At 65.4% G+C, this 22,624-nt stretch carries 23 protein-coding genes; 15 read left to right on the forward strand and 8 right to left on the reverse strand.

Features of this window, described 5'->3' with window-relative positions:
• Positions 1 to 13: 13 nt before the first annotated feature.
• Complete coding sequence (locus tag AB4Y92_RS02045) at positions 14 to 820, reverse strand: hypothetical protein (protein WP_441818125.1); 807 nt, start codon at positions 818 to 820, stop codon at positions 14 to 16.
• A 162-nt stretch (positions 821 to 982) separates the two neighbouring features.
• Between AB4Y92_RS02045 and AB4Y92_RS02050 the strand changes: the two genes are divergently transcribed.
• Complete coding sequence (locus AB4Y92_RS02050; RefSeq protein ID WP_441818126.1) at positions 983 to 1,837, forward strand: plasmid replication/partition related protein; 855 nt, start codon at positions 983 to 985, stop codon at positions 1,835 to 1,837.
• A 57-nt stretch (positions 1,838 to 1,894) separates the two neighbouring features.
• On the opposite strand, the gene AB4Y92_RS02055 is transcribed toward AB4Y92_RS02050, so the two are convergent.
• The 3 genes from AB4Y92_RS02055 to AB4Y92_RS02065 all read right to left on the reverse strand — a co-directional run bounded on the left by AB4Y92_RS02055 (position 1,895) and on the right by AB4Y92_RS02065 (position 5,778).
• On the reverse strand, positions 1,895 to 2,179 hold the full coding sequence (locus AB4Y92_RS02055) for a putative hemolysin (protein WP_441818127.1): 285 nt from the start codon (positions 2,177 to 2,179) through the stop codon (positions 1,895 to 1,897).
• A 121-nt stretch (positions 2,180 to 2,300) separates the two neighbouring features.
• A complete protein-coding gene (locus tag AB4Y92_RS02060; protein ID WP_441818128.1) occupies positions 2,301 to 3,275 on the reverse strand; it encodes a lipase family protein in 975 nt (324 codons plus the stop codon).
• Between the two features lie 304 nt (positions 3,276 to 3,579).
• Positions 3,580 to 5,778, reverse strand: coding sequence for a right-handed parallel beta-helix repeat-containing protein (locus AB4Y92_RS02065; RefSeq protein WP_441818129.1), 2,199 nt, complete (start codon positions 5,776 to 5,778; stop codon positions 3,580 to 3,582).
• A gap of 477 nt (positions 5,779 to 6,255) precedes the next feature.
• On the opposite strand from AB4Y92_RS02065, the gene AB4Y92_RS02070 reads away from it, so the two are divergent.
• The 8 genes from AB4Y92_RS02070 (at position 6,256) to phaZ7 (ending at position 12,864) form a co-directional block, all read left to right on the forward strand.
• Positions 6,256 to 6,789 carry a hypothetical protein gene (locus tag AB4Y92_RS02070; protein ID WP_441818130.1) on the forward strand — a complete coding sequence of 178 codons (534 nt, stop codon included), beginning with the start codon at positions 6,256 to 6,258 and terminating at the stop codon, positions 6,787 to 6,789.
• 213 nt (positions 6,790 to 7,002) lie between these two features.
• Entirely contained in the window at positions 7,003 to 7,578 is a 576-nt protein-coding gene (locus AB4Y92_RS02075) for a hypothetical protein (protein WP_441818131.1), read from the forward strand.
• A 174-nt stretch (positions 7,579 to 7,752) separates the two neighbouring features.
• Positions 7,753 to 8,865: an alpha/beta fold hydrolase gene (locus AB4Y92_RS02080; protein WP_441818132.1), complete on the forward strand. Its 1,113-nt coding sequence runs from the start codon at positions 7,753 to 7,755 to the stop codon at positions 8,863 to 8,865.
• 317 nt (positions 8,866 to 9,182) lie between these two features.
• The gene (locus tag AB4Y92_RS02085) at positions 9,183 to 9,470 is read left to right on the forward strand and encodes a response regulator transcription factor (protein WP_441818133.1); all 288 of its coding nucleotides are present in this window, start codon (positions 9,183 to 9,185) and stop codon (positions 9,468 to 9,470) included.
• 41 nt (positions 9,471 to 9,511) lie between these two features.
• A complete protein-coding gene (locus AB4Y92_RS02090) occupies positions 9,512 to 10,147 on the forward strand; it encodes a hypothetical protein (protein ID WP_441818134.1) in 636 nt (211 codons plus the stop codon).
• Positions 10,148 to 10,252: 105 nt separating this feature from the next.
• Complete coding sequence (locus tag AB4Y92_RS02095; protein WP_441818135.1) at positions 10,253 to 10,732, forward strand: hypothetical protein; 480 nt, start codon at positions 10,253 to 10,255, stop codon at positions 10,730 to 10,732.
• Positions 10,733 to 11,069: 337 nt separating this feature from the next.
• Positions 11,070 to 11,531 carry a hypothetical protein gene (locus AB4Y92_RS02100; protein WP_441818136.1) on the forward strand — a complete coding sequence of 154 codons (462 nt, stop codon included), beginning with the start codon at positions 11,070 to 11,072 and terminating at the stop codon, positions 11,529 to 11,531.
• 157 nt (positions 11,532 to 11,688) lie between these two features.
• Positions 11,689 to 12,864, forward strand: a complete 1,176-nt coding sequence (gene phaZ7 / locus AB4Y92_RS02105; protein ID WP_441818137.1) for an extracellular native short-chain-length polyhydroxyalkanoate depolymerase PhaZ7 — start codon at positions 11,689 to 11,691, stop codon at positions 12,862 to 12,864.
• Between the two features lie 19 nt (positions 12,865 to 12,883).
• Here the strand turns inward: phaZ7 and AB4Y92_RS02110 are convergent, their stop codons facing one another.
• On the reverse strand, positions 12,884 to 13,264 hold the full coding sequence (locus tag AB4Y92_RS02110) for a YciI family protein (RefSeq protein WP_441818138.1): 381 nt from the start codon (positions 13,262 to 13,264) through the stop codon (positions 12,884 to 12,886).
• 440 nt (positions 13,265 to 13,704) lie between these two features.
• Between AB4Y92_RS02110 and AB4Y92_RS02115 the strand changes: the two genes are divergently transcribed.
• Positions 13,705 to 14,076: a hypothetical protein gene (locus AB4Y92_RS02115; RefSeq protein ID WP_441818139.1), complete on the forward strand. Its 372-nt coding sequence runs from the start codon at positions 13,705 to 13,707 to the stop codon at positions 14,074 to 14,076.
• A gap of 73 nt (positions 14,077 to 14,149) precedes the next feature.
• On the opposite strand, the gene AB4Y92_RS02120 is transcribed toward AB4Y92_RS02115, so the two are convergent.
• Positions 14,150 to 14,566, reverse strand: a complete 417-nt coding sequence (locus AB4Y92_RS02120) for a hypothetical protein (RefSeq protein ID WP_441818140.1) — start codon at positions 14,564 to 14,566, stop codon at positions 14,150 to 14,152.
• A 487-nt stretch (positions 14,567 to 15,053) separates the two neighbouring features.
• Here AB4Y92_RS02120 and AB4Y92_RS02125 point away from each other — a divergent pair, with 487 nt between their 5' ends.
• Complete coding sequence (locus AB4Y92_RS02125) at positions 15,054 to 16,718, forward strand: tyrosinase family protein (protein ID WP_441818141.1); 1,665 nt, start codon at positions 15,054 to 15,056, stop codon at positions 16,716 to 16,718.
• Between the two features lie 6 nt (positions 16,719 to 16,724).
• The gene (locus AB4Y92_RS02130) at positions 16,725 to 17,114 is read left to right on the forward strand and encodes a hypothetical protein (RefSeq protein ID WP_441818142.1); all 390 of its coding nucleotides are present in this window, start codon (positions 16,725 to 16,727) and stop codon (positions 17,112 to 17,114) included.
• A gap of 74 nt (positions 17,115 to 17,188) precedes the next feature.
• Here AB4Y92_RS02130 and AB4Y92_RS02135 read toward each other — a convergent pair whose 3' ends face one another.
• Positions 17,189 to 17,773, reverse strand: a complete 585-nt coding sequence (locus tag AB4Y92_RS02135; RefSeq protein WP_441818143.1) for a hypothetical protein — start codon at positions 17,771 to 17,773, stop codon at positions 17,189 to 17,191.
• Between the two features lie 458 nt (positions 17,774 to 18,231).
• Here AB4Y92_RS02135 and AB4Y92_RS02140 point away from each other — a divergent pair, with 458 nt between their 5' ends.
• The 3 genes from AB4Y92_RS02140 to AB4Y92_RS02150 all read left to right on the forward strand — a co-directional run bounded on the left by AB4Y92_RS02140 (position 18,232) and on the right by AB4Y92_RS02150 (position 21,456).
• Positions 18,232 to 19,077: an amidohydrolase family protein gene (locus AB4Y92_RS02140; RefSeq protein ID WP_441818144.1), complete on the forward strand. Its 846-nt coding sequence runs from the start codon at positions 18,232 to 18,234 to the stop codon at positions 19,075 to 19,077.
• A gap of 317 nt (positions 19,078 to 19,394) precedes the next feature.
• Complete coding sequence (locus AB4Y92_RS02145) at positions 19,395 to 19,832, forward strand: lysozyme inhibitor LprI family protein (protein ID WP_441818145.1); 438 nt, start codon at positions 19,395 to 19,397, stop codon at positions 19,830 to 19,832.
• A gap of 16 nt (positions 19,833 to 19,848) precedes the next feature.
• Positions 19,849 to 21,456, forward strand: a complete 1,608-nt coding sequence (locus AB4Y92_RS02150; protein ID WP_441818146.1) for a peptidoglycan-binding protein — start codon at positions 19,849 to 19,851, stop codon at positions 21,454 to 21,456.
• A gap of 174 nt (positions 21,457 to 21,630) precedes the next feature.
• Here AB4Y92_RS02150 and AB4Y92_RS02155 read toward each other — a convergent pair whose 3' ends face one another.
• Positions 21,631 to 22,551, reverse strand: coding sequence for a M14 family metallopeptidase (locus AB4Y92_RS02155; protein ID WP_441818147.1), 921 nt, complete (start codon positions 22,549 to 22,551; stop codon positions 21,631 to 21,633).
• Positions 22,552 to 22,624: the final 73 nt, after the last annotated feature.

Consider the following 22,624-nt stretch of genomic DNA (forward strand, 5'->3'; position numbering starts at 1 on the left):
GATGCGGCCTGCCCTATCCAGGCGGATTGGGCGATGCGAGCGCGGCGCGCGGATCGCTGCCGCAGTCGCACACCGGCTCCAGCGACCGGCACGACCGCGGCACCCACCATTGCTCGACATAACCATCGCCCAGCGGCGACAGACGGATCACGCCTGGGCCCGCGCCGATCAACCACGAATCGCCGAGCGCCTGCACCGAATCCGGCTGTATCCAGGCCCAATTGTTGTTCTCATAGACCGTCTGCTGGCTGCGCTTGTGCAGATCGGCCCGGATAAGGCCGATGTGGGTCAATACGGTCCATTGGCCGTGGTCGATGTCCGCCGCGGCTCTGGGCGCCTCATTCAAGATTACCGGACGGTGTATCCGCCAACTGCGCGCGTCGCGCCGTTCGAATCGAAAAATCACCCCGCGGTTGGTGCCCAGGTGGCCCAAGCCTTCGAGGATGTAAACCTCGCCGCCGAATTGCGTAGAGGCGATCGCGTTGACATTTTTCATCACGAAGCCGGCGCTGCGATCCTTGGGCTTCCATTCGATGGTGCCCTCGAATTCGCCATGGTCCGTGCCGATCAGCGTGCCGTCGGCCAAATCGACCCGAACCGACGGATTGGTCCTGGGCTGTCGCGGCGCGATGCTCAAACGGCCGCCGGGCGCGGTGCGCACGGTCCAGCGCACGCGCGAATCGTACACGCATTGCCATCCGCTCTCGCTCGATGGCGGATCGATCACCAGCCAGTCCCTGGGCACCTCGCCCACGGCGATCGGAGGCGGCGCGGCCGTGCCCGCCGCCGCGGCCATCACTATCCAGCTTGCCCACAACATGCGACTGCTCCTTGTCGGTCCAGGCTTCGTCCGCCCTTGCCAAGACTAGCGCGGCGCAGCCCCAATCGCCCGCCGCGCAACAAATCCCGTCTGTCAACGCCTGACGCCGCGCCCGCAACTGCCTACAATGCCGCCCCCACTGTTGTCGGCTGGCCCTGTTTCATGGAAATCCTGATCAACGAATCGCTCAAGGCCTACATCGATCCGCTCACCCCGGACGAATACGAGGCGCTGGAAACCAGCATCCTGGCCGAGGGCTGCCGCGACGCGCTGGTGCTGTGGGGCAGCGTGCTGATCGACGGCCACAACCGCTACGGCATCTGCCGCAAGCACGACCTGCCGTTCCAGACCGTGCAGAACACCCGCTTCCAGTCGATGGACGACGTGCACCTGTGGATGATCGACCAGCACCTGGGCCGGCGCAGCGTCTCCGACTTCCAGCGCGGCGTGCTGGCGCTGCGCAAGCGCGAAATCCTCGCCGCGCGGCGCGCGCTGGCCGAGGAGCAGCGCGCCCAGGCCGAGGCGGCGGCGCCGGAGCCCGACACCGCGCCGGCAGCGGCGGAACCGGCCGATCAGGACGCCGACGGCGCGCCGCCGTGGTCCAGCGACGCGCCCGCCGGCGCCACCGTGTTCGACAGCCGCGAAGACCTGGCCAAGGCCGCGCGCCTGAGCAGCAATCAGGTCGGGCTGATCGAGAAGATCCAGAAGCAGGCCACGCCGGAAGTCGTGGCCGCGGTGAAGTCCGGCGCGATCTCGATCAACGCCGCGGCCGCCGTCGCCACCCTGCCCGCCGAAGAGCAGCGCGCCGCGGCCATGGCCGGCGGCGACGAACTCAAGCAGGCAGCCAAGCGCGCGCGCGAATCCAAGCGCAAGCCGCGCGAGCCCAAGGCGAACGATGCGGCTTCGGCCGGCGATGCCGCCGAGCTGCAGGCCTTGCGTCAACGGGTCGAAGAATTGACCGTGGAGAATGAGGCGCTGCGGCGCGAAATCGCCGCGTTGCAGGCGGCGCTGGCGTAAGTTTCGCCGCGCACGCGCGCCTGCAAACGCATCACGCCCGAGCGCGCGCCGGACGCCTTACTCCGCCGGCTTCTCGCACTTGCCGTCGCGGAACAGCGCCCATTCTTCGCACACGCGCCCATCGGGCAGCGTGCACAGGCCGTACTGGCCGCCGTCCTTGCCGGTGCGGATTTCGAGTTTGCCGCCGACTTTCTGGCAATGCACCGAGGCCGGATTGGCCATGCCGATCGCGGTCGGTCGGGCCGGAGCGGTGTTGTCCGCGGTCGGGCCCGAGGGGGTGCTGCAGGCGGCCAGGGCCAGCATGGCGAGCGACAGCAGCGGCGACACAGCGCGTTGGTTCATGATCGGGACCTCCCGGGAAACGGCCGCCACTATAGGGTTTTTCCGGTTCACGCCGAAGTGAAGGACGCCGCGCGCGATGGCCGCGCGCGACGCCCGTCTTGCCGCGTAGCCGTCGCGGCGGTCAGCCGCGCGCGGCCGCGCTGTTCTCGAACGCCATCTGCGCCTGGGCCTGATCGGCCCAACGCACGTCCGCGCCGGCCGGCGGATCGGTGCTGATCATGGTCAGCGACGCGTCGACGTAATCCGGGAACGTGCCGGCCCACTGCTGCGGCGTCGCCGGCAGGGCGTTGGTCAGCACCGTGCTCAGATTCATCAGCGAGTGGCGCGACAGCAGATGCGGGAACCACTCGCGATCGACATAGAACGCGGTGCGGAATCCGCTGCCGACCGCGTTGTAGTCGAACGCCGACGGCGGCAGCGAGGGCACGTAGTCCCAGTAGTTGTAGACGCGCACGCTGTCGCTGTCGGCGATCTTGCTGGCGTATGCGGTGGCCCAGTCGTCGGTGCCGACCATCGGGCTGGAGAAATTGATATTCAACGCCGTGGTGGGTTGGCTGATGGCGACGTCCAGCGAGAACAACTGGCTCAAGGCCGCGCCCAGGCTGTGGCCGGTCACGTACAGCTGCGTGGTCGGGAACTGCCGCAGCAGGGCGAACAACTGCTGCCGCATCGACTGGGTCATGCCGCCGCCGGTGCCGTCGTAGATGCCGTAGAAGCCCGACGACACCCGCGGCGTCGGGCTGATGCTGCCGCTGGTGGGAACGAAATCGGTCGGAATGAAATGCACGTCCTCGTACGCGTCCAGGTCCGAGTCGGTGCCGCGGAAGGCGAAGATGCAGGTGCCCGGGTCGCTGTCGGACTGGAACACCAGCCCGTATTTTTCTTCCGAACCGGTGAACAAGATCGCATCCCAGCCGGTCCAGGCGCCGACCTGGGTGTAACCGGCGGGCGCCTGATACGGCACGCCCTGGTAATAGTCGTAGGCGGCCTTGGACGCGGCCGCCAGGGCCAGGGTCAAGGTTGCATCGAGAGTGGGATTGGACACCGGCTGCGCATCGGCAGTCGGTTGTTGGGCCATCGCGTTGCTCGGGCTCATGGTTCGCCTCGTCGTGGGTTAACGGAATGACGTCGCGCGCGGCAAGCGCGTCCGGCGTCGCGATGCGACGCAGAACGTGCGATAGGCAATGTGACGCGCGTTGCCTGATTGCGGCGGGACACGGCCGGTTGCGGCCGGTCCGGTTCGCACGCGGCATTCGTTAGTACGTCAAACGCACGGGCTTCAGGACAAAAAAAGGAGCAGCGCGCGAACCGCTGCTCCGTCTTCGAGATCGATCCTGCCGGCGCGGGCGATCCGCCCTCGCCCGCGCAAGCTGACTGCGCGGGCGGCGCCTTCGCGGCGCTTACTGCGGCGCGTCTTCGACCACGACATCGTCCACGTAGAAGGTCGCGTCCTCATGGCCGGAGTCGGACGATCCCAGCAGCATGATCCACACGCTCGCGGTCAGCGGCGGCGGCTGCACGGTGCCGGTCACCTGCGACCAATCGTCGCCGACCGCGCCGAACATCACGTCGCTGAAGGAGGTGTCCTCATCGCCGGTGGCCGGCGTACCGTCTTCCTTGAGCCAGCGCAGACGCAGGCGCGAGTTGCCCGGCAGCGACGCAGTGCCGGCCGCATGCTTGACCCACAGGCTCACCCGCTTGGCGCCGTTGTCGGCGAGATAACCGGGATGATTGGCGACCTGCACGCCCCAATAGCCRCTGCTGACTACCTGCAGGCTGTGGGTACCGGTGTGGCCCTGATCGGCGCGGGCGATGCTGCTGCCGTACCACGCGTTCCACAGGCCGGCCGATGACTCCAGCGTGGCGGTCGGCGGATCGAGCAAATTGAACGGCGAGCCGTCGGTGGTGCTGCCGGCGTCCTGATGATACGGCGCGGCCTGCCAGGCGCTGAAGCTGATCGCCTCGCCGTAGCGCTTGGCGAAGCGCCACGGGCCGTAGTAGTGATTGTTCGCGAAGCGATTGTTGTTGTTGAACATCACATCGCTCTGAACCTGCTGCACGGTGTACGGCGACCAGGTCATGTTGTTTTCGCCGGTCGCGTACAGCGCCTGCGCGCCGCAGTAGCTGGAGCTGTTGCACGGCACCACGGCCGGATCGAAGTAGAACTCGTTGTTGGTCACTTCGATGTTCTTCGCATGCCAGCGGCAATCGCGCTGCAGGACCGGGTCGGTGCCGATCTGGGTGTAGCACGGATGCAGGTTGCTGACCGGATCGGGGTATTTGGTCGGATGGTCCGGATCGGGCCGGGCGATCAACGCCGGATGCACGAACGGGGTGCAGTACACCGAGCTGGTATTGCCGTTGGAATTGCAGAAGCGGTTGGCATTCTCGTAGATCGACACGCCGGAGAAATTATTCTCGAAGTAGTTGTCGTAGATGCGCAGCGAGGTGGAGCCGCTGATCTGCGACTGCAGGCGCGAGTCGCCGCCGGACTCGGACAGGTAGATCGCCGGCGCCGGCGAGCCGCGGTCGGAGCCGCCCGACACCCAGGCGTTGTTGATGAAGGTGTTGCTGCGGATGGTGGCGTTGTAGCTGATCTCATACCAGATGCCGACGCCGTCGTTGTCCTTGATGTAATTGTTCTCGAACAGGAAGTCGATGTTGTTCGTGTCGGCCCACAAGCCGGTGCCGCGGTTGTTGTGGACGTAGTTGCCGACCACCTTCGCCCCGCGCACGTCCCAGAACTTGCCGCCGCCGGTGCAGCCGCACTTGGTCGAGGTTTCCCAGTCGTCGGTGTTGTTGCCGGCGATCTCGTTGTAGCTCAGCTCGATGCCGACGATGGCCGAGCGGCCCGGCACCGGATTGTCCGGGGTCGGCTCGACGCTGGGCAGCGGCTTCTTGTACATGCTGAAGCCGTACTGGCCGTTGTCCTTCAGGCAGTTGTAGCGCACATGGTTGTCGCTGCCGAGAAACACGCCGGCGCCGTCGTTGTTGACGATGTTGTTGTATTCGATGGTCCAGTGGTCGCCGGCATCGTGATTGACCACGCCCTGATCGAAGTTGTCGCGGTCGCGGCCGAAATTGCGGATGGTCAGATAGCGGATGACAACGTTATCGACCGCGTTGGTGAAGGCGTACAGATTCTTGTTCTTGCCGTCCAGGATCGCGCCCGGCGCGCCCAGATAGGTGTTGCCCGCGCGGGCGATGATCTGGCCGTAGATGTCCTCGCCGAAGGTGTGCTCGCCGGTTTCGAACCAGAACGTCACGCCGCTGCGGTTGAAATCGAAATGGCTGTTGTCGCCGGCCGGTACTAGGATCGCCCCTTCGGGCAAGGTCGCAGGGCCCGTCGGCATGACGCCGGCGCTGCAGTAATTGGCGGGCGCTTCGGCCGGCCACAGCAGGCCGGTGTGGGCCTGGCCTTCGCCGCCGATCCGCGCCTGCGCCGACACGGCCAGCGGCATCAGGGTGCAACTCAAGAAAACGGCCGGCAGGCACAGCCCGCGCAGCCTGCGATGGAATACGGACAACGGTTTACGTCGGTCGATGGCCACTGCGAAATCCCCGTGGATGGTGGCGATATGAAAGGTGTAGCCGCGCACGCGAAGCGATCCTCGCCGCGGCGGCCATGACGGCCGCCGGTGGGCGCGATCCGAAGCGCTCCCCGCTCCGGTCCCGGCGCGTGCCTGGGCTGCGCAGGTAATGCCATGGGCCGTCATGGCTCAATAGTGGAGGCTGTCATCCCGCGACTGAGTTGTGATGCGGGTCGCGATAAAAGTCGGGTTCGGCGGGCGCTCGGCTGAGCGGTGAGCATCGGGTTTTGCGTAATCGGGCGGCGGCGGATCGGCCGCGTGCAACACGCGCGGCGGCGCGGATCCGGCGCGCGTTCGCCGCGCCGGTTACGCGTCGGGCCGCCGAACGCGCGCCCGCGTTTGCCTGCGCTTGCGCTTACGCGCGCCCTGCGCAGCGCATAAGTCCAATTGTCGCCGGCGAGCATCCGGCCCCGCGATTCGGGGACAACACCGCGCATGGCCCTTGGCTACCGTGCGCACACCCTCCGCAGTGAACAAGGAACGGCCATGACTACCAAACATTCCCGCAGCGCGCGTGCGCTGCTTCCGCTGGTGTGCTCGATCCTCGCCGTATGCGCCAGCGGCGGCGCCGTCGCCAGCGAAGCTGTCGCCGACGCATCGGCGCAAGGCCTGAACCAGGGCCAGAACCAGGGCCAGAACATCCTGCATCGCATCTGCGCGCGCCAGTTCGAAATCGCGCAGAAGACCGATATGGAATCCTTCCGCGACTACGACGCGGCGACCTTCCGCGCCATCCACGACGAACGCGCCATCACCGTGTTCGACAGCGGCGGCACGCGCATCGGCATCGACGCGATCATGACCGCGCTGGCTAGCCACTTCACCAACCGCGAAGCCAAGTGGAGCTGGACCGAGCGCTATCGCGTCGTCGACGGCTGCCGCTCGGCTTACATCCTGTACGAAACCGTCTACGAGATTCCGCGTATCGGCTATCGGCAGAAAGCCCTGACCGGCGTCACCTACACCCACGACGGATTCAAATGGCTCGGCATCGCCGACCAGGGCACCAAGTTGCCGTAAGCATCTGCTTCCCGGGTATGTGTACGGAAAGGCGGCCATTGGCCGCCTTTCCCGTTTTCGGCGGCGGAACCGGCCGGGCGTCGGCCAAACCGGCAAAAACATGTTTACAGGTTGACAGTTATTTTAACCTGTGATCGTATAAATACCGGTTACACGGAAAGCCTCCAAGCCTCACCGCCCGCCCTGTCGCCGCAGCGCCCATAGGAGCACCGCATGAACCGCATCCGCCGCCGCATCGCCGCCGGAGCCGTGCTCGCGCTCGCCTTCGCTGCCACCGCGCAGGCCTCGCAAGACCCGCCGCGCGCGCAACCCGCCGATACCGACGACCCCGCCCTGCACGATTTCGACTTCCAGGTCGGCGAATGGCGCGTCCATCACCGCGTGCTCAAGCCCGGCAGCGACCATTGGGTGGAGTTCGAAGGCACCTGCAACACGCGCAAGGTCATGGGCGGCGCCGGCAACGTTGAAGACAACGCCTTCGACGCCCCCAGCGGGCGCTACCGCGCCGTCGGCCTGCGTTCCTACGATCGCGCCAGCAGGCAATGGTCGATCTGGTGGCTCGACGGCCGCAGCCCGACCGGGCCGCTGGACCCGCCGGTGCGCGGCCGCTTCGAAGACGGCGTCGGCCGGTTTTACTCCGACGACACCCTCAACGGCAAACCGATCCGCACCCGCTACACCTGGTCGCGGATCACGCCGCGCTCCGCGCACTGGGAGCAGGCCTACTCGGCCGACGCGGGCAAAACCTGGGCGACCAACTGGGTCATGCAGTTCACTCGCGTGCGCTGAGCGCGCGGCGCCGCTCCGACAGCACAGAAAAAAATTCCGATCCAGGCCCGCATCCGGTGCAACCGCCGTCGCCTGCGACGCATCAGTTGCCACATGATCCGCGATGCCGGGCCCGCCCGGCGGACCGTATCATCGCCGCCATCGGCAACTGGCCTTTCGCTCGGGATCCAATCCATGAAGACCGCTCACCTCCTGCTCGCCCTGCTGCTGTCCGTCAGCTCCACCGCCATCGCCGCCGAATGCAAGGACACCTCGAAGTACGCCGACGCGCGCGCCATCGTCAACGACCTGGGCCGCATCCTCGCGCCCGACGGCGTGCAGGAAGCCTATGCCGCGCGCATCGGCGGCATCGACCAGTGGATCAACGTGCGCGGCCAGGACAAGGCCAATCCGATCCTGTTGATGGCGCACGGCGGCCCCGCATCGCCGCTGATCCCCACTATGTGGCAGTTCCAGCGCCCGATCGAGGAATACTTCACCGTCGTCAACTGGGACCAGCGCGGCGCCGGCAGGACCTACACCCGGCAGGACCCGAACAGCTACGCCGACACCATCCACATCGACCGCTACGTCGATGACGCCATCGAAATCGCCGAGTACGTGCGCAAGCGCTACGGCAAGCGCAAGGTCGTGCTGGCCGGCCACAGCTGGGGCACCATCGTCGGCATGAAGGCCGCGCTGAAGCGTCCTGACCTGTTCTACGCCTATGTCGGCATCGGCCAGGCCATCAACGTGCGCGAGAACGAGCGCATCAGCTTCGACTACGGCATGGAGCAGGCCAAGGCGCACGGCAACACCGAGGCGGTCAAGGAAATGCAGACCATCGCGCCCTACCCCGGCGACCAGCCGATCACCCGCGAGCGCATCATCATCGCCCGCAAGTGGGCGCAGTACTACGGCGGCCTGAGCGCGTATCGCGACGATTCCACCTACTTCTATCGCGCGCCGTCGCTGTCGCCGGAGTATGAGGATTGCGATCGCGCCGCGGTGGACGAAGGCAATGTGTTCTCGCTGGGCCGCATCCTGCCGGAGTTCCTCGCCGTGGACATGAGCCGGGTGCGCGAATTTCCGATCCCGGTGGTGATGTTCATGGGCCGCCACGACTACACCACGCCGTCGCAGCCGACCGAGGCCTGGCTCAAGCAGGTCAAGGCGCCGTACAAGCACGGCGTGTGGTTCGAGCATTCCTCGCACATGATCCAGTGGGAAGAGCCGGGCAAGGTGCTGCTCAGCCTGGTGCAGTACGTACGGCCGCTGGCCGTGGATAAACCGCAGCCGAAACCCTGAACCGCGGCGCGGCCGCTGAAGCCCTCGCGATTCCAACGCCAATATCGGCAAAGTTCAGGCTCGGCGCGTCGACGGATTCGCACGCGCAACGTAACGAAATCGAACGGCCGGCCACGCCGGTGGATTCATCGGGCGCAAGCCATTCAAACGCCGCCGCATGCGTTGCACCGCAAGGCTCCCGGCAAAACATGAAGGAGACGGCGCGCCGTCTCCTTCATGCTTTTTAACCGCGTCTAAACGCGAAACCCCTTGAATTGGCCTGCCTGCGCGGAAACTTGCGTTCGCTTCATCTCCCACGCAGCGTTTTCCGACATCGGATGTCATCGGCTTCTGCGCACTACCCCGACACGGTCCGGGACGACCTGCTACGCGAGGTCGCCCGCACTACCTACCGCCTGCTGAGCCCGATGGAACAATCGGTGCTCATCGCGGCCGCGCGCGGCGCCGAAGACAAGCAGATCGCCGCATCGCTGGAATGTTCGATCTCCACCGTGCGCACGCTGTGGCAGCGCATCTATCACAAGACCGGGCTGAACTCGCGGCGCAAGCTGATCGCCAAGATCTGGAGCGAAGCGCTGCGCAGCGTCGGCGGTGTCGTTGTTTAAGCGACATGCCTTCGCGGCGACGATCTGGTACATCGTCATCCATGAAAACTATTCCGCCCACATGGATCGGTGGCGCGCTGCTCGGATTGGGCGGCCTCGCGATTTTCCTTTACCTCGATTCCGATAGCCGTCAGGCCGTATCGCAATCGGGCCCCGCGGCTCCCGCGCAAACCCAGGCGGCCGATCCCGCGCAATCGCCCGGCACGGCCGATCAGATCGCCGCCTTGCAGGCGCAGATCGACAAGCTGCGCACGCAGAGCGCCGCGCAGCGCTTGAACGGCGATGCATCGCCGGTCGATCAAAAGCGCGCGATCGAGGAAGACAGCCGGCGCCACGCCGCCTATGTCGCCGGCCTGCAATCCGCATTCGGCCAGGAACGGGTCGATCCGCGCTGGGCGCCCGCCGCCACCTCGCGGCTGTGGGACGCGATCAACCATGACGACACCATGCGCGGCGCGATGCGCAACGTGGAATGCCGCGCGACTACCTGCCGCGTGCAGGTCAGCGACGACGGCAGCGGCAGCGTCAACAAGAATCTTCCGCTGTGGTCGCAGCAGGTAAGCGATCTGCTGCCGCGCATGGTCGGGCAAAGCGTGGTCAACGCCCGCGGCCAGACCGAAACCGTGCTGTATCTGATGGCGCCCGACCCGGCCGCCGCGCGCGGCCCGCGCGGCTGAGCGCGATCGCCGCGCAGCACCGAGCTTCAACCCGGCGCCGGCCCCCCTGAACCGACGCCGGCGATGAAGGACAGGGAAACGTCTACTCAACTCACGGAGTTACACATGAAAGCCAATGCAATGATTCTCGGCCTCAGCCTGGTTGTGGGCGCGCTGGGCAGCGCCGTTCCGGCAAGCGCGCAGGCGGCCACCGCGCAGAACATCAACATCAGTGGCACCGCCTGCAAGAACTACAACGCGTCGGAGGCGTTGGACATCGATTATCTCACCAGCGGCGTGCGCAACCTCAACGCCAGTCCGCGCTCGGTCATCTGCCCGATCGCGCGTCATCCGGTCACAGGTCCCGGCCAGGCCTACTACGTGGACGGCAGCAACTACGCCGGCGCATCCACCACCTGCACCGTCTCGGCCTATGACTACAACGGCACCTACCTGAGCTCGACCAGCTTCACCCGCAGCGACGCGACCTACAGCAACTACACCTCGCTGCCGACGGTCAGCTATTGGGGCTACACCACGGTGCTGTGCACGCTGCCGGGCGGCGCCAACGGCGTGTTGTTCGGCGCCAGCGCGATCGATTCCTGAGCAAGCGATCGGGTCGAAACCATCCGACCTTAGACGCCGGTCGCGCACCCGGGTGCGCGGCCGGCGTCCTTGCGCCGACGGCGCCGATATGAACGCGCCGGAATCGGCCTTCATCGAATCCATCGCATCGATCGGCGCGACGTATGGCCACGCTAACCCGCGCCGATCCAACCGATGTTCAAACCGATAACTGGATACGTGTTTGCGCGTATGGCCGGGCATAGGCTGGGCTTATCCGGCGGCGCTTCCCCGTTCCATGCGCGACCCGTCCGCGCTCGCCGTCCGCCCACCAACCACGCTTCCTCCGCTCGCAAGAGCGCCCCCAAGGAGAGTTGCGATGAAACGGGTCAACACCTCGCTGTTTTCCACGCGCCTGCGTGCGTTGCCGATCGCCTTGCTGCTGGCCGGGGCGATGGTTCCGGCCGGCGCGGCCGCCACCTGCAATGTCGCCATCGTCAATCAGAGAACCGTGGTCACCGCGACCGTGGTGCTGGGCCTGAGCGAGAGTTGCAGCGCGCCGATCGCGGCGTTTCCGCCGCCGTTCACCTGCGAGACGGAAGTCCTGGGCCAGCGCTCGGGCGGTTACCAATCCTTCCATCAATACGACACCGGCATGCCGGACCTGGCCGAATGCACGACGCAGGATTCGATCGTGGTGTGTTACGCCGATGGCCAGGCGCCGCCGTCGGACGTCGCCTTCGAATGCAAGGCGGAAATCCATCGCGCCCTGCTCGACCTGCTTCCGGCCACCGCCACTTCAGCGTGCGGCTGCGCTTCGTTGAAGAACGCGGGAGGATAAGGCGGGCGCGAAAACCGCTGCGGACATCGCGATGGGTGACGGCGGCCGACCGTTTCCCCATCGCCCATAGGTGCAATACCCAAGCGCGACAGGCCGGTCCAGCATCGGCCCGATCCGGCTTTCGTTGTCGTCGAACGGGCACTCAGGGGAGGCACTCATGTTCCGCAACACGCTGAAGTTGGTTTCACTCGCGCTTTCGAATCCGCAAGCCAGCGCCGGCCGCGCATCGGCCGCGCTGCTGGCCGCGCTGTTGCCGCTGGCCGGCGGCGGCGCGCTGCTGGCGCCGTCCACCGCGCAGGCGCTGGATTGCGGCGCCAACAACGGCTACACCTGCCAGGGCGCCGCCAGCCAGTATGCCGGCGGCTTCAATCCCGGCGTGGGCAGCGGCGGATTCGGCGGCGGCGATTGCATCGCCACGCGCACGCCGGTGGTGTTCGTCGCCGGCAACGGCGACATCGCGATCAGTTTCGACATGCCGCCCGGGGCGGTCAGCGGCTACACCACGCCGGCGTACTCGGTCTACGACGAACTCAAGTCGCGCGGCTACAACGATTGCGAACTGTTCGGCATCACTTACCTGGACGCGGACGAACGCGGCTCGCCGCAATACAACTATCACCAGCCGGCCAAGTACCAGATCCTCAAGACCTTCATCGACAAGGTCAAAACCTACACCGGCCGCAGCCAGGTGGACATCGTCTCGCACTCGCTGGGCTCGTCGATGAGCCTGGCGATGGTGAAGTACTACGGCTACCAGGCCAGCGTGCGCCGCTTCGTCAACATCGGCGGCGGCCTGCGCGGGTTACAGACCTGTCTGAGCACCGGTTATCAGTCGGCATACGCGCCGACCTGCAACGCCGAGGCCTACGTCTTCCCTTACGACTACTACACCTTCGGCCTGTATCCCAGCAGCGGGGTCGCCTACTACGGCTACAACCGCTGGACCGGCAGCGGCAGCAACAGCCTGCGCGCGATGCCGACGATGTACAGCACCATCGCCTTCTACAGCATCACCGCCGGCGCCTACGATCAGGTGCAGTGCTTCACCACCAGCTACTCGGCCGGATGCGCCAACGGCGCGCTGTTCAACGCCGCGAGCAACCTCAAGGCGCAGGTGGACATCGGCGCCGGCAGCAGCGCCTATGCCTACGACTGGGACTGGAGCGACGGCAGCCCGTACAACGCCGGCGGCGGCGACACCAGCAACGGCGTCGGCCATTTCCGCTCAAAGACCAACGCCGGACGCATCGTCTACAACATGCTGGCGACGACCTGCACCACCGGCTGCGCGAACGGATACGCCGGAGTCAACGGGCCGGCGACGAATCGCTGACCCGTGCCGCAGCGGCGATTCAGTTGGCCGCCGCCGCTTCTTCGCCGCAGCGGCCGTAGTCCTGCAAGGGCCGCAGTTCGCATTCGATGTCCCATTCCTCGCCGTGGACTTCCAGGAACCGCCGCGTGTGCGCGATCGCTTCTTCCTTGGTCTTCGCTTCCAGCATGGCGTAGCCGCCGATCACTTCCTTGGCCTCGGTGAAGGGGCCGTCGGTGGCGGAGACCTTGCCGCCGCGCAGGCGCAGCAGCACGCCTTCGGCGCTGGGCTTGAGCCCGGCGGTCTCGATCAGCACGCCCTCGCGGGTCATCTGCTCCATCAGCTTGCCCATGTCGGCGAGCAAGCGCTCGGTGGGCGGCTGGCTGGTGGCCTCGTTGATCCGGATCAGCGAAAGAAAGCGCATCGGTGGTCTCCTGGTGGCATGAAAGGGGAACGCGGGCCGCCGGACAGCGCCGGCGCGTAAACCCCGCTCCTGTCTTGACGACGAACGGGCGGCGGCCGGATCGACACGATGTCGGAAAAAAATCGCGATCGGTTCGTCGCGACCACGCGCCGGCGCGGACGAGCCGCCCCGCCCCCGGCCCCAGCGACTTGGTGAAGCGCAGCGCAGCCGCGGCACCGGCCGGCCTTCGGCCTGTGACGAGGTTGGCAATCCACGCGCGATGGCGCCGCTGCCGTGTCCTTCGCGATCGCCATACACCGTTGCCACAAGAGCCGCTCGCCGCAAGCGACCGGCGCCGGCGATCGCGAGCGTGCCACGCAAGTCGCGCGGCGCGGGCGCCGCACGAGCAAGCGCAAGCGATGGTCGCCTGCGCTCGTTTCCACGCCTACAAGGAAATCGCCATGAACCGATTGTCCCTGATCCTCGCATCGCTGCCGTTGATCCTTGCCGGCATCGCCGCGGCCGCCGAACCGCCGTCCAAGGCGCCGGCGAAGTTGACCGACGCGTTTCCGAAAGCCACCGCGACCACCTGCGCGCTGCCGCCGAAGACCACCCAGTACTCGTTCTGGCAGTCGTGCAACGACGTGACCATGAACGGCTGCACCCTGCAGGCGAGCTGCCGCATGGCCAACGGCAACTGGCGCAAAGCCACCTTCGACATGAGCAAGTTCGGCCAGTGCTATTCCGATCCTTTCGGCGGCCGCAATCTGGTCAACAGCAACGGCACGCTGTGCTGCGGTTATGCAGGCACGCCGCAGATCTGCGGCACCTGAGCCGCGCCGGGCATGACAAGGCGCCGGGCAGGCCGCGGCCTGTCCGGCACGAAACGGGTTATGGGCGCCGCGATTACGCGGCGCGGCGGCGATAGATGAGATACGGCCAGAAGCCGGCGGTCGCGACCGCGGCCAAGGTGCCGAACAGCGAACGCAGCACGTCGGTCAGCGTGTGCGGCATCCGCAAGCCGAGCTCCGGAGTCAGCCAGGTCAGGTACAAGAACCCGAGCCCGACCATCAGCATCGGCCCGCCGAAACACAGCAGCGCGACCAGCCGCATACCGCCGCGCACGCCGGGCTCTTGCAGCTTGCCGACGATGTCGGCGCTGGCGAAATGGATCTGCAGCGGATCGGAGGTGGAGCGCGCGACCTCCAGGCCCACCGGTTCGGCCAGCTGCACCGGCTGATTCAGATCGACTTCGCGCGAGGGCGGCGCGATCAGCTCGTGGAGATTGCTGCGGGCCATCAGTTGTTGCAGTTTCGAATCCATGCGGTCTTTCTCCTGATCCATCGATGCCGAACCCGGCGCGCATTCGGCGGGCCGGCCCGGACGCTCCTTCGGGCGCTCGGCCCGGTCCTTGCGCACGATCATACCTACCGCGGTGCGCGGCGCGTAAGGCTTGCGCGGGCTTCGGCGTCGAAGCGCCCGCCGACACCGTCCGCATCGACGAAGCGCTTGCCGTGTTCGCGCCCGCGTGCATCGCTGCATTGTGTGACCTCAATTGCAAATCCGGATCTATCTCGCCGCGGCTGTCCGAAACCGGGCTGCCGACCCGTTCACACATAGAACGCTCGATCCGGATCGACGGGGATAGAAGATCTGGCTCACGCGCGCTCACCACCACCGGCGCGCTCGCCTGGGCTCGATCGCGCAACGAATCCAGCCGCCGCCCTGCACTCAAGGCGGCGACGCGGACCATGCGCCCCGCCGTCCGTGCAAGGGATTGAGGATCGCCACGTACCCAAAGGAGAGCCCGATGCGCTACACACGCCGCGAATTTCTGAGCACCGCCACCACCGCCGTGGGCGGTTCGCTGCTGCCGTTCGGCTCATTGCTGGCCGCCGGTCCCGGCTCCGGCCCCAAAGGCTCGGACCCGACCGCGCGCTATCGCCGCCACGATGTCGCCAGCGTCGAAGGCCAGCGCATGCTCGCCAGCTACGCGCGCGGCGTCCAGGCCATGCTCGCGCTCCCGGCCGAACACCCGCACAACTGGTTCCGCAACGCCTTCACCCACTTCCTGGATTGCCCGCACGGCAACTGGTGGTTCTACGTCTGGCATCGCGGTTATGTGGGCTACTTCGAACGCACCATCCGCAAGCTCAGCGGCGACGCCAGCTTCGCCATGCCGTTCTGGGACTGGACCCGGCATCCGGAGATTCCCTCCGGCATGTTCGACGGCGTGCTCACGCCGACCGACAGCGCCTATGCGCCCTACACCGGCAATCTGTTCAAGTTCACCGAATTCGTCAAACCGGCGATGCTGAAGTACTGGAACTCGCTCAGCAGCGCGCAGCGCGCGCAGCTGCAAACGCGCGGCTACCCCACCTTCGACGATGTCTGGAACGATGTCACCGGCTACAGCGTCGCGCACAAGGCCGGCCTGTCGGGCAACCAGAGCTACGCCATCACCTGCGGCGCGCGCTATCTGTCGCGCTCCAATCCCAAGCTCGACGCGAAGACCACCTACGACGTCTCGCCGCATATCGTCAGCTCCGGGCTGATGCCGACCTTGTTCTACGATCCCAGCATCAGCAACAGCTTCGCCAGTTCCAAGACCGCGACCCATCTGGTGCAGCCCGACGGCTCGACCAACTTCTCGATCCTGGAAGGCTTTCCGCACAACAAGGTGCACAACTACATCGGCGGCGTCGGCGCGATCGATCCGGGCCCCTACGGCAACATGACCAACTTCCTCTCGCCGGTGGACCCGATCTTCTATCTGCACCACTCCAACATGGACCGGCTGTGGGATCTGTGGACGAAGAAACAGCTCGCCGCCGGGCAACCGATCCTGCCGACCGGCGACGATCTGGCGACCTTCATGAACGAGCCGTTCCTGTTCTACGTCGATGGCGAAGGCGGATTCGTCGGCCCGAGCAAGGCCGGCGACTACGTCAGCACCAGCGCGTTCGACTACGACTATGGTCCGGGCTTCGGCAGCGACATGCCGATCATTCCGCGGATCAAATCGACTTCGTCCGCGAACCGCTATGGCGCGATCAAGGGCAACATCGAAGCCGATGCCGCTTCGGTCGTGCTGCCTTCGGCCCTGGTCAAGCGCCACCTCAGCGACGCGCTGGCGGCGCCGCTGATCGCCGAAGTCACCATGGACCGGCCCGAAGGCCTGGCGGTAACGCGCGAGTTCGACGTGCTGGTCAACGCACCGGCCGGCGTCAGCCATGTCGATGCCAGCAGCCCGTACTACGCCGGCACCATCGCGTTCTTCGGCCCGACCATGCCCAACATGGCGATGTCGCATTCGGCCACCTTCGCCGTCCCGCTGCGCAAGACCTTGCAGGCGTTCTCAAGCTCGAACGCGGAAAACGCCGGCACGCGCCTGAATATCCGGCTGGTGCCGTCGGGTATGCAACCGGCCGACCCGGTGCCGGTGCACGCGGTGTCGATCACCTCCGGCGGCTGAGCGGACATGCCGCGGCGCGCCGTCGTTCTCGCTCTCGCGGTGTTGATCGCGCAGAGCGGGTGCGCGGCCGCCGGCGGCTATCGCACGCTGACGCTCGCGCATCCGCCGCGCGCGGGCGAAGCCGTTTATCTCGAAGTGCACCTGGGCGCGTTGGCGGGCGGACAGGAAATCGAAGTGCTCGGCGACGATGGCCGCAGTCTGGGCGTGATCTCGCCACACGCGATCCGCGCCGGACGCGACGCCGGCACCTACACCGTTCCCCTGCCCGCCGAAGCGATCCGCGGCACGCGCGTGCGCATCCGCCTGGTCACCACGCCCGCCGGCGGCGTGGCGCGCGATGCGAACGCGGATGAGGTGCGCGAGGTGCGGGTGACGGGCGAGGACGGGAAGAACTAGCGAACCGGCTGCGCGACATCGGGCCGCTCCCATCGCCCATGGGAACGGCCCGGCGCCACCGCTGAACCGCATCGTTACGGCATGGGCAACCACACGTTGCCGCCCGGCGCCTGATAGTCGGTGATGTACGCGTAGGGAATCGAAGTCAGGAACGCCACCTCGGTCAGCCCGACCGCGCCGACGCCGGTCAGGGCGATCAGCTGCGAGGCCGGCATGGTGGCGCCGTCGAAGACCAGATTGGTGCTTACCGCCGAGGCCAGCACCGCGGAATTGTTGCCGACCGGGATCACCGCGCCGCGTCCGTTGCGCTGATAGTTCAAGGTCATGGTCATTCGATAGACGTAACTGGTGCCGTAGCCGCCCGCGGCCGGACTGACGTCGGTGGAGATGTGCACGGTGTCGTGGCTTTTGCCTTTCTTGATCTCGGCCATCAAGGTCAGCAGGTTGATCGGGTTGTTGCTGTTGAGCGCCGCCTGCAGCGGCGTGGTGTCGGCCGGCGGCGGCAGCGCCACCGGCGCGTACGGCGGCGGCTGGCCCATGCAGCGATTGACCAGCGCCACGGCCAGCGGCTGAGTCAGCGGAACCCAGGCGGTGAAGCCGCCCGCGGCCTGGATGTCGGCGGGGGGCCGGCTGTCGCCGCGGTACAAATTGATAGGCATGTCGAAACTCCTTCTGCGCTCCCTGGCGGGAGCCGATGCGATCGGGTTCGGAGGGGATGCGGCCTCGCGGGGGATGCGCGGAGCAGCGAGGCCTGCGGCTGTGGCGTTCAAGGACGAGTGCGTGCGGCGAGGATTCGCCGACGTAGCGGTTAGCGCCGTGTCGAGCGGCCCGCCCGCTCCGGCGCATCGAATGCCGCGCCGCACGCACTGGTTCAAACGCGAACGCATCGATGATGTGAAGACGGCCGGGTGCGGTCAGCGCGCGCAGGCAGGCCGGTCGGCGGGGCGTCGTGCATTCAAGATGCAGGCCCGTTCGCGCCGCATCGCAGCATCGGATTTGCCTTGGGCGAAAAGACATGCGATATGGCTCGCAGCCCGACTCGCTCCCGCGCGCCGCAAGGTTCGCTGCCGCCCGCGACATCGGCCCACCGCTGCGCCTATCCGACGAGGCCCGCCCCATGATCAAGCACGCCATCCTGGGTTTGATGCTGTCCTGCCTGTCCCCGCTCGCCCTGGCCCAGGACGAAGTATTCGACGTCCACGTCCACGTCTGGCATGGCGAGAAGTCGCTTAAGGAGTACTACGCGCAACTGGAAGCCGATCACCAGCCGGTCACCCGCCACAGCGGCATCTACATGGCGATCAAGGGCGAAACGCAAGAGAACCGGCGCAAGAACGACGAGCTGATCGCGCTATCCAAGCGCTACCCCAAGCTGATGCCGATCGCCTCGGTGCATCCGCTGGACGGACAGATCGCCATCGACGAGCTGAAACGGCTGGCCGGACTGGGCGTGAAAGCGATCAAGCTACACCCGCACACGCAGCACTTCGACATCACCGACCCGCAAGTGCGCGCGCTGTGCAAACTGGCCGGCGAACTGGGCGTGGCGGTGTTGTTCGACAACTTCAACATCGTCCCGGGCGACAGCCAGAACCTGTTCAACCTGGCGGTGGGACTGCCCAAGACGCAATTTATCTTCGCCCACATGGGCGGCCTGGATTTCCGCTTCTGGAACAGCCTGTTCCTGGCCCGCACGGCGAAGGATTTCTTCTTCGACAACATCCACTTCGACATCTCGGCCACCGCGGTGCTGGTGGCCGATTCGCCGGTCGAGCCGGAGTTCGTGTGGACGATCCGCAATGTCGGCATCGACAACGTGATGCTCGGCTCGGACTATCCGCAGCTCTCGCTCAAGCAGGCCAGCGATGCCTTGGAAAAGCTCGATCTGACCGCGGAAGAGAAGCAGAAAATCCGCTGGGGCAACGCCAACAAGTTGTTCGGCGGCGGCCAAAAGCAGGAATAGCAGCCATCTTAACCGCCCACGGCCGGGCGATCGAATCAGGCCGAACAACCGAAAACATCGACCTTCGGACGAGCCGCGAGCGCTGCCGTTGCGCTCGTATGCGGCGCGCGACAATTTGTTGGAGCATCGTCGTGCTCGCTGGAAATTGTGGGCGCTCTCAACAAAAACCATGCATTACGCAACGGACATAAGCGTCCCATCCACAACAAGAACACGTTCCAAGCAGACTTAATCCGGGTCAGATTTTTCCGATAGCACGAACTCATACTCCGTGATTGAATCCGCGGCACGTCATCGCTCCTCAAACCAGAGAACCCATGATGAAACCGAAGCCGATCCTCGCTCTGATTTTTCTGGCTGCGTTTCACTCTTCCGTGATGGCACAGACGCGAACAGGCGTTGCCGCGTCGCAAGGCCACTCCGGCATTCGTCAATCTTATGTCGAATGCACCAGGAAGCATGAGGGTGCGACGCTGGAGATCGGTTACTGCATCTCCGAAGAAAAGAAATACCAGGACAAGCGCCTCAACGAGAACTATCAAGCTCTCACCAAGGCGCTGAGCACCAGCCAGAAACAGACTCTCATCGCCGCACAACGGGCATGGCTGGCCTATCACGCCAAAGAAGGTGTACTGCAAGGTTCCCTTTATGGCTCCGATCAAGCCAGCAATCTTCAGATCGGCGAATACACGCTATATCGACTGTCCGAGCGCGCCGACCAACTAAAGAAATACCTAGACCTCATTCGCGACTGATTCAACAGGACAAGCCATGTCAGGGAAGAACATTGACCTCAAGGACCCCGATCAAGTAACCGGCGCTGTTTATTTCGCTATGGGCCGGGGAACCGAGGGCGGAAATTCCTCGTATCACCTGTCCATAACCGGCGTCACCAACGCCTCGAAAGCCACCGATCCCGGATGGGGCGATGTCGACAACGTTATCGCGCAAAGCGGATATTCCCTGGGCACGGTCCAAGTCGATTTCGGCCAACGTGGCACTTGGCCACTGGGCGCCATCGAGGGCCGCAAACTGCAGCCGGGTGAAAAAACCTATGTAGACGCCGTAGTGGACGCCGCGGCGGCGTACGCCAAGGCGAACAACCTGCCCTTTAGCGAAGATCAGGCGCAACTGCGCAAAGACCTGCTGACTCACGGCCCGAATCTGCGCTTTATCGATACCGATACCCGCGACGCGATCAATCAATGGGCGTCTTCCAAGGAAGGCAAGCAGTGGATTCACCAGAACATCGACTTGCCGCAAGTCCGCAACGCGACGGCACAGGCCGTCGATATCGTCGAGAAGCATCGGCAGAACATTCCCGAAGACAAGCGCTTCGAAGTCGTCTGCATGCTGGCAAAGACCGCGAATCAGCTACCCGGAAAGCTGCCGACGCTGGAAAAGACGCTCGCCGACGGCGGCGACTATGAGCAGTTCATGGATTCGGTGAATGCGATCAAGGCCAAGCGCCCCTACTTCGCCGCCGGCCATGCTGGAAAACTCGCTGGCATTTACGAAGACAATTTCAACAAGCCCGAACGGGGCGACGCCTTGGAGCGAGCGCACAAGAAAGTCATGAGCGCATCCTACGATCCATCGCAGGAAAGCAGCGACAACGATATCCAGGATTCGCTAAAGGCACTGCACCGCGGTAAACGCTCGCACTCGGCGACCGATGATGGTTTGCTGAAGCAGGGAGAAAAAGGCAAGGAGATCAAGGAAGTACAGGAACTTCTGAACAAGCATGGATTCCACGACGCCAAGGACCGTCCATTGACCGAAGACGGTGACTTCGGTCCGGGTACTCGCCACGCTGTGAAGGAGTTCCAGAAAGCGCATGGCCTAGACGACGATGGCGTGGTGGGAACCAAGACCCTGGAGGCGCTTCGCAAGGTGCCGGAACAACAATCCGTTGGGGAAAGCCGTGCGGCCAACGGCGATCGTTCTCGGGATGCCGCGCTACCGGTTCCGATCACCGATGCCGGACACCCTGACCATAAGTTGTATCAAAGCGCCTACGCTGCGCTGCGCAATGAGGAAACGCGTTTGGGTATCGCCGCTGGTCCATACACCGTGAATCTGTCGGCAGCGCTCACGGCGGACGCAAAGCGCGATGGGCTTTCTCGTATCGATCGCATCGAATTCAACGACACCGGCAAGTTCGCGCGTGCCGTGGAAATCTATCCACACATGAACGAGCCCGCGCTTAATCGCAACACTTTGCCGCAAAGCACCGAACAAGGCATCCAACAATCCGTACAAACCAGCACCGAGCAACTGGCACAAGTCAGCGGTAATGTCCCGAGCCGGGAACAAGTGCCGTCGCCAATGGCTCAGCCCCAGCAAGAGGAGCCCAGACCGGGCATGGGCGGACGTTAATATTCCGACCTGTCCCTGCGCCGGTAGCGCATCGTCTGAATGTTGGAATCCGGCGATATTCTACCAAGTCTTGCCACCGTCGATATCCAACTCAAACCTCCGGGAGCCCCGGCTGGCCTTCAATCGATAGTGACGCGTTGCAGGGCCGCGCGGGCCAACTTTGAAGCCCCCGGATCAGGCCTGCGCCAGGGAGAAATCGATCGCCGCGCACACCGCCGCCGCCTGCGCGGCGTTGCATTGCTCGGGCGTGGCGCGCGGGCTGTCGGGATAGACCTCGGTGGTGGTGCGGTAGCGCGCGTTGGTGATGCCGGCGCACAGGCCCAGCGAACGTACCGGATAATTGATCACGCCCTGGGCGACGACCGTCGCGCCGATGATCTCGCCCTTGGCGTCGGCCGGTGCGATGTGGGTGATCATCGCCACCGCCGCGATCACCGCCTGCTGGAACTCCGGCTGCGGGTCTTCGCTGTCGCCTACCAGATAGAAACCGTCCGGGATTTCGCCCGGCTCGTTGGGCTTGCCGTCGCGCGCGGCCAACGCCGGGCGGAACTCGGATTCGTCCGTGTCGGTGGTTTCGTGCAGGTCGATGTGCATGAGCACGCGCTCGCGCCACGGCGCCACCAGCGCGATCAGCGCGGCCGATTCCTGCGCCGGGCTGTTGTCGCGGAACGAGCGGTTGGGATCGATCGCGTCGATGTTCCAGCGATGAATGCGCTCGTAGGCCCACGGGCTGATGCAGGGCGCGACCAGCAGGTTGGCCTTGCCGGCATAGTCCGCGGCATGGCGCTCGACGAATTGCAGCGCGCCGTGCACGCCGCTGGTTTCGTAGCCGTGCACGCCGCCGGTTACTAGCATCGTAGGCAGGTCGTCGCGCCAGTCGCGGCTCTTGATCGCGAACAGCGGATAGCCCTCGGGCGCATAGTCCAGCCGGCCGTACTCCACCACATCGAAACGCGAGCGCAGCTTGTCGATCTTGCTCACCACCTCGGCTTCGTAGCTGCGATGACGGACCTGCCGCGAGCGCCATTCGGCGACCTCCGCCGCCCCCCAGGGCTGGCCGGGCGTACCGATCGGGTAGAAGGCTTGGCTGGTCATCGCGTCGCTCGCTTGGCTGCACTACGGAAGAACCGGGGATTTTATCACCGCCGCTCGCGTGTCCAGGCCGTTT

The organism is Lysobacter sp. TAB13 (genome assembly GCF_052113885.1).
Classification (GTDB): domain Bacteria; phylum Pseudomonadota; class Gammaproteobacteria; order Xanthomonadales; family Xanthomonadaceae; genus Lysobacter; species Lysobacter gummosus.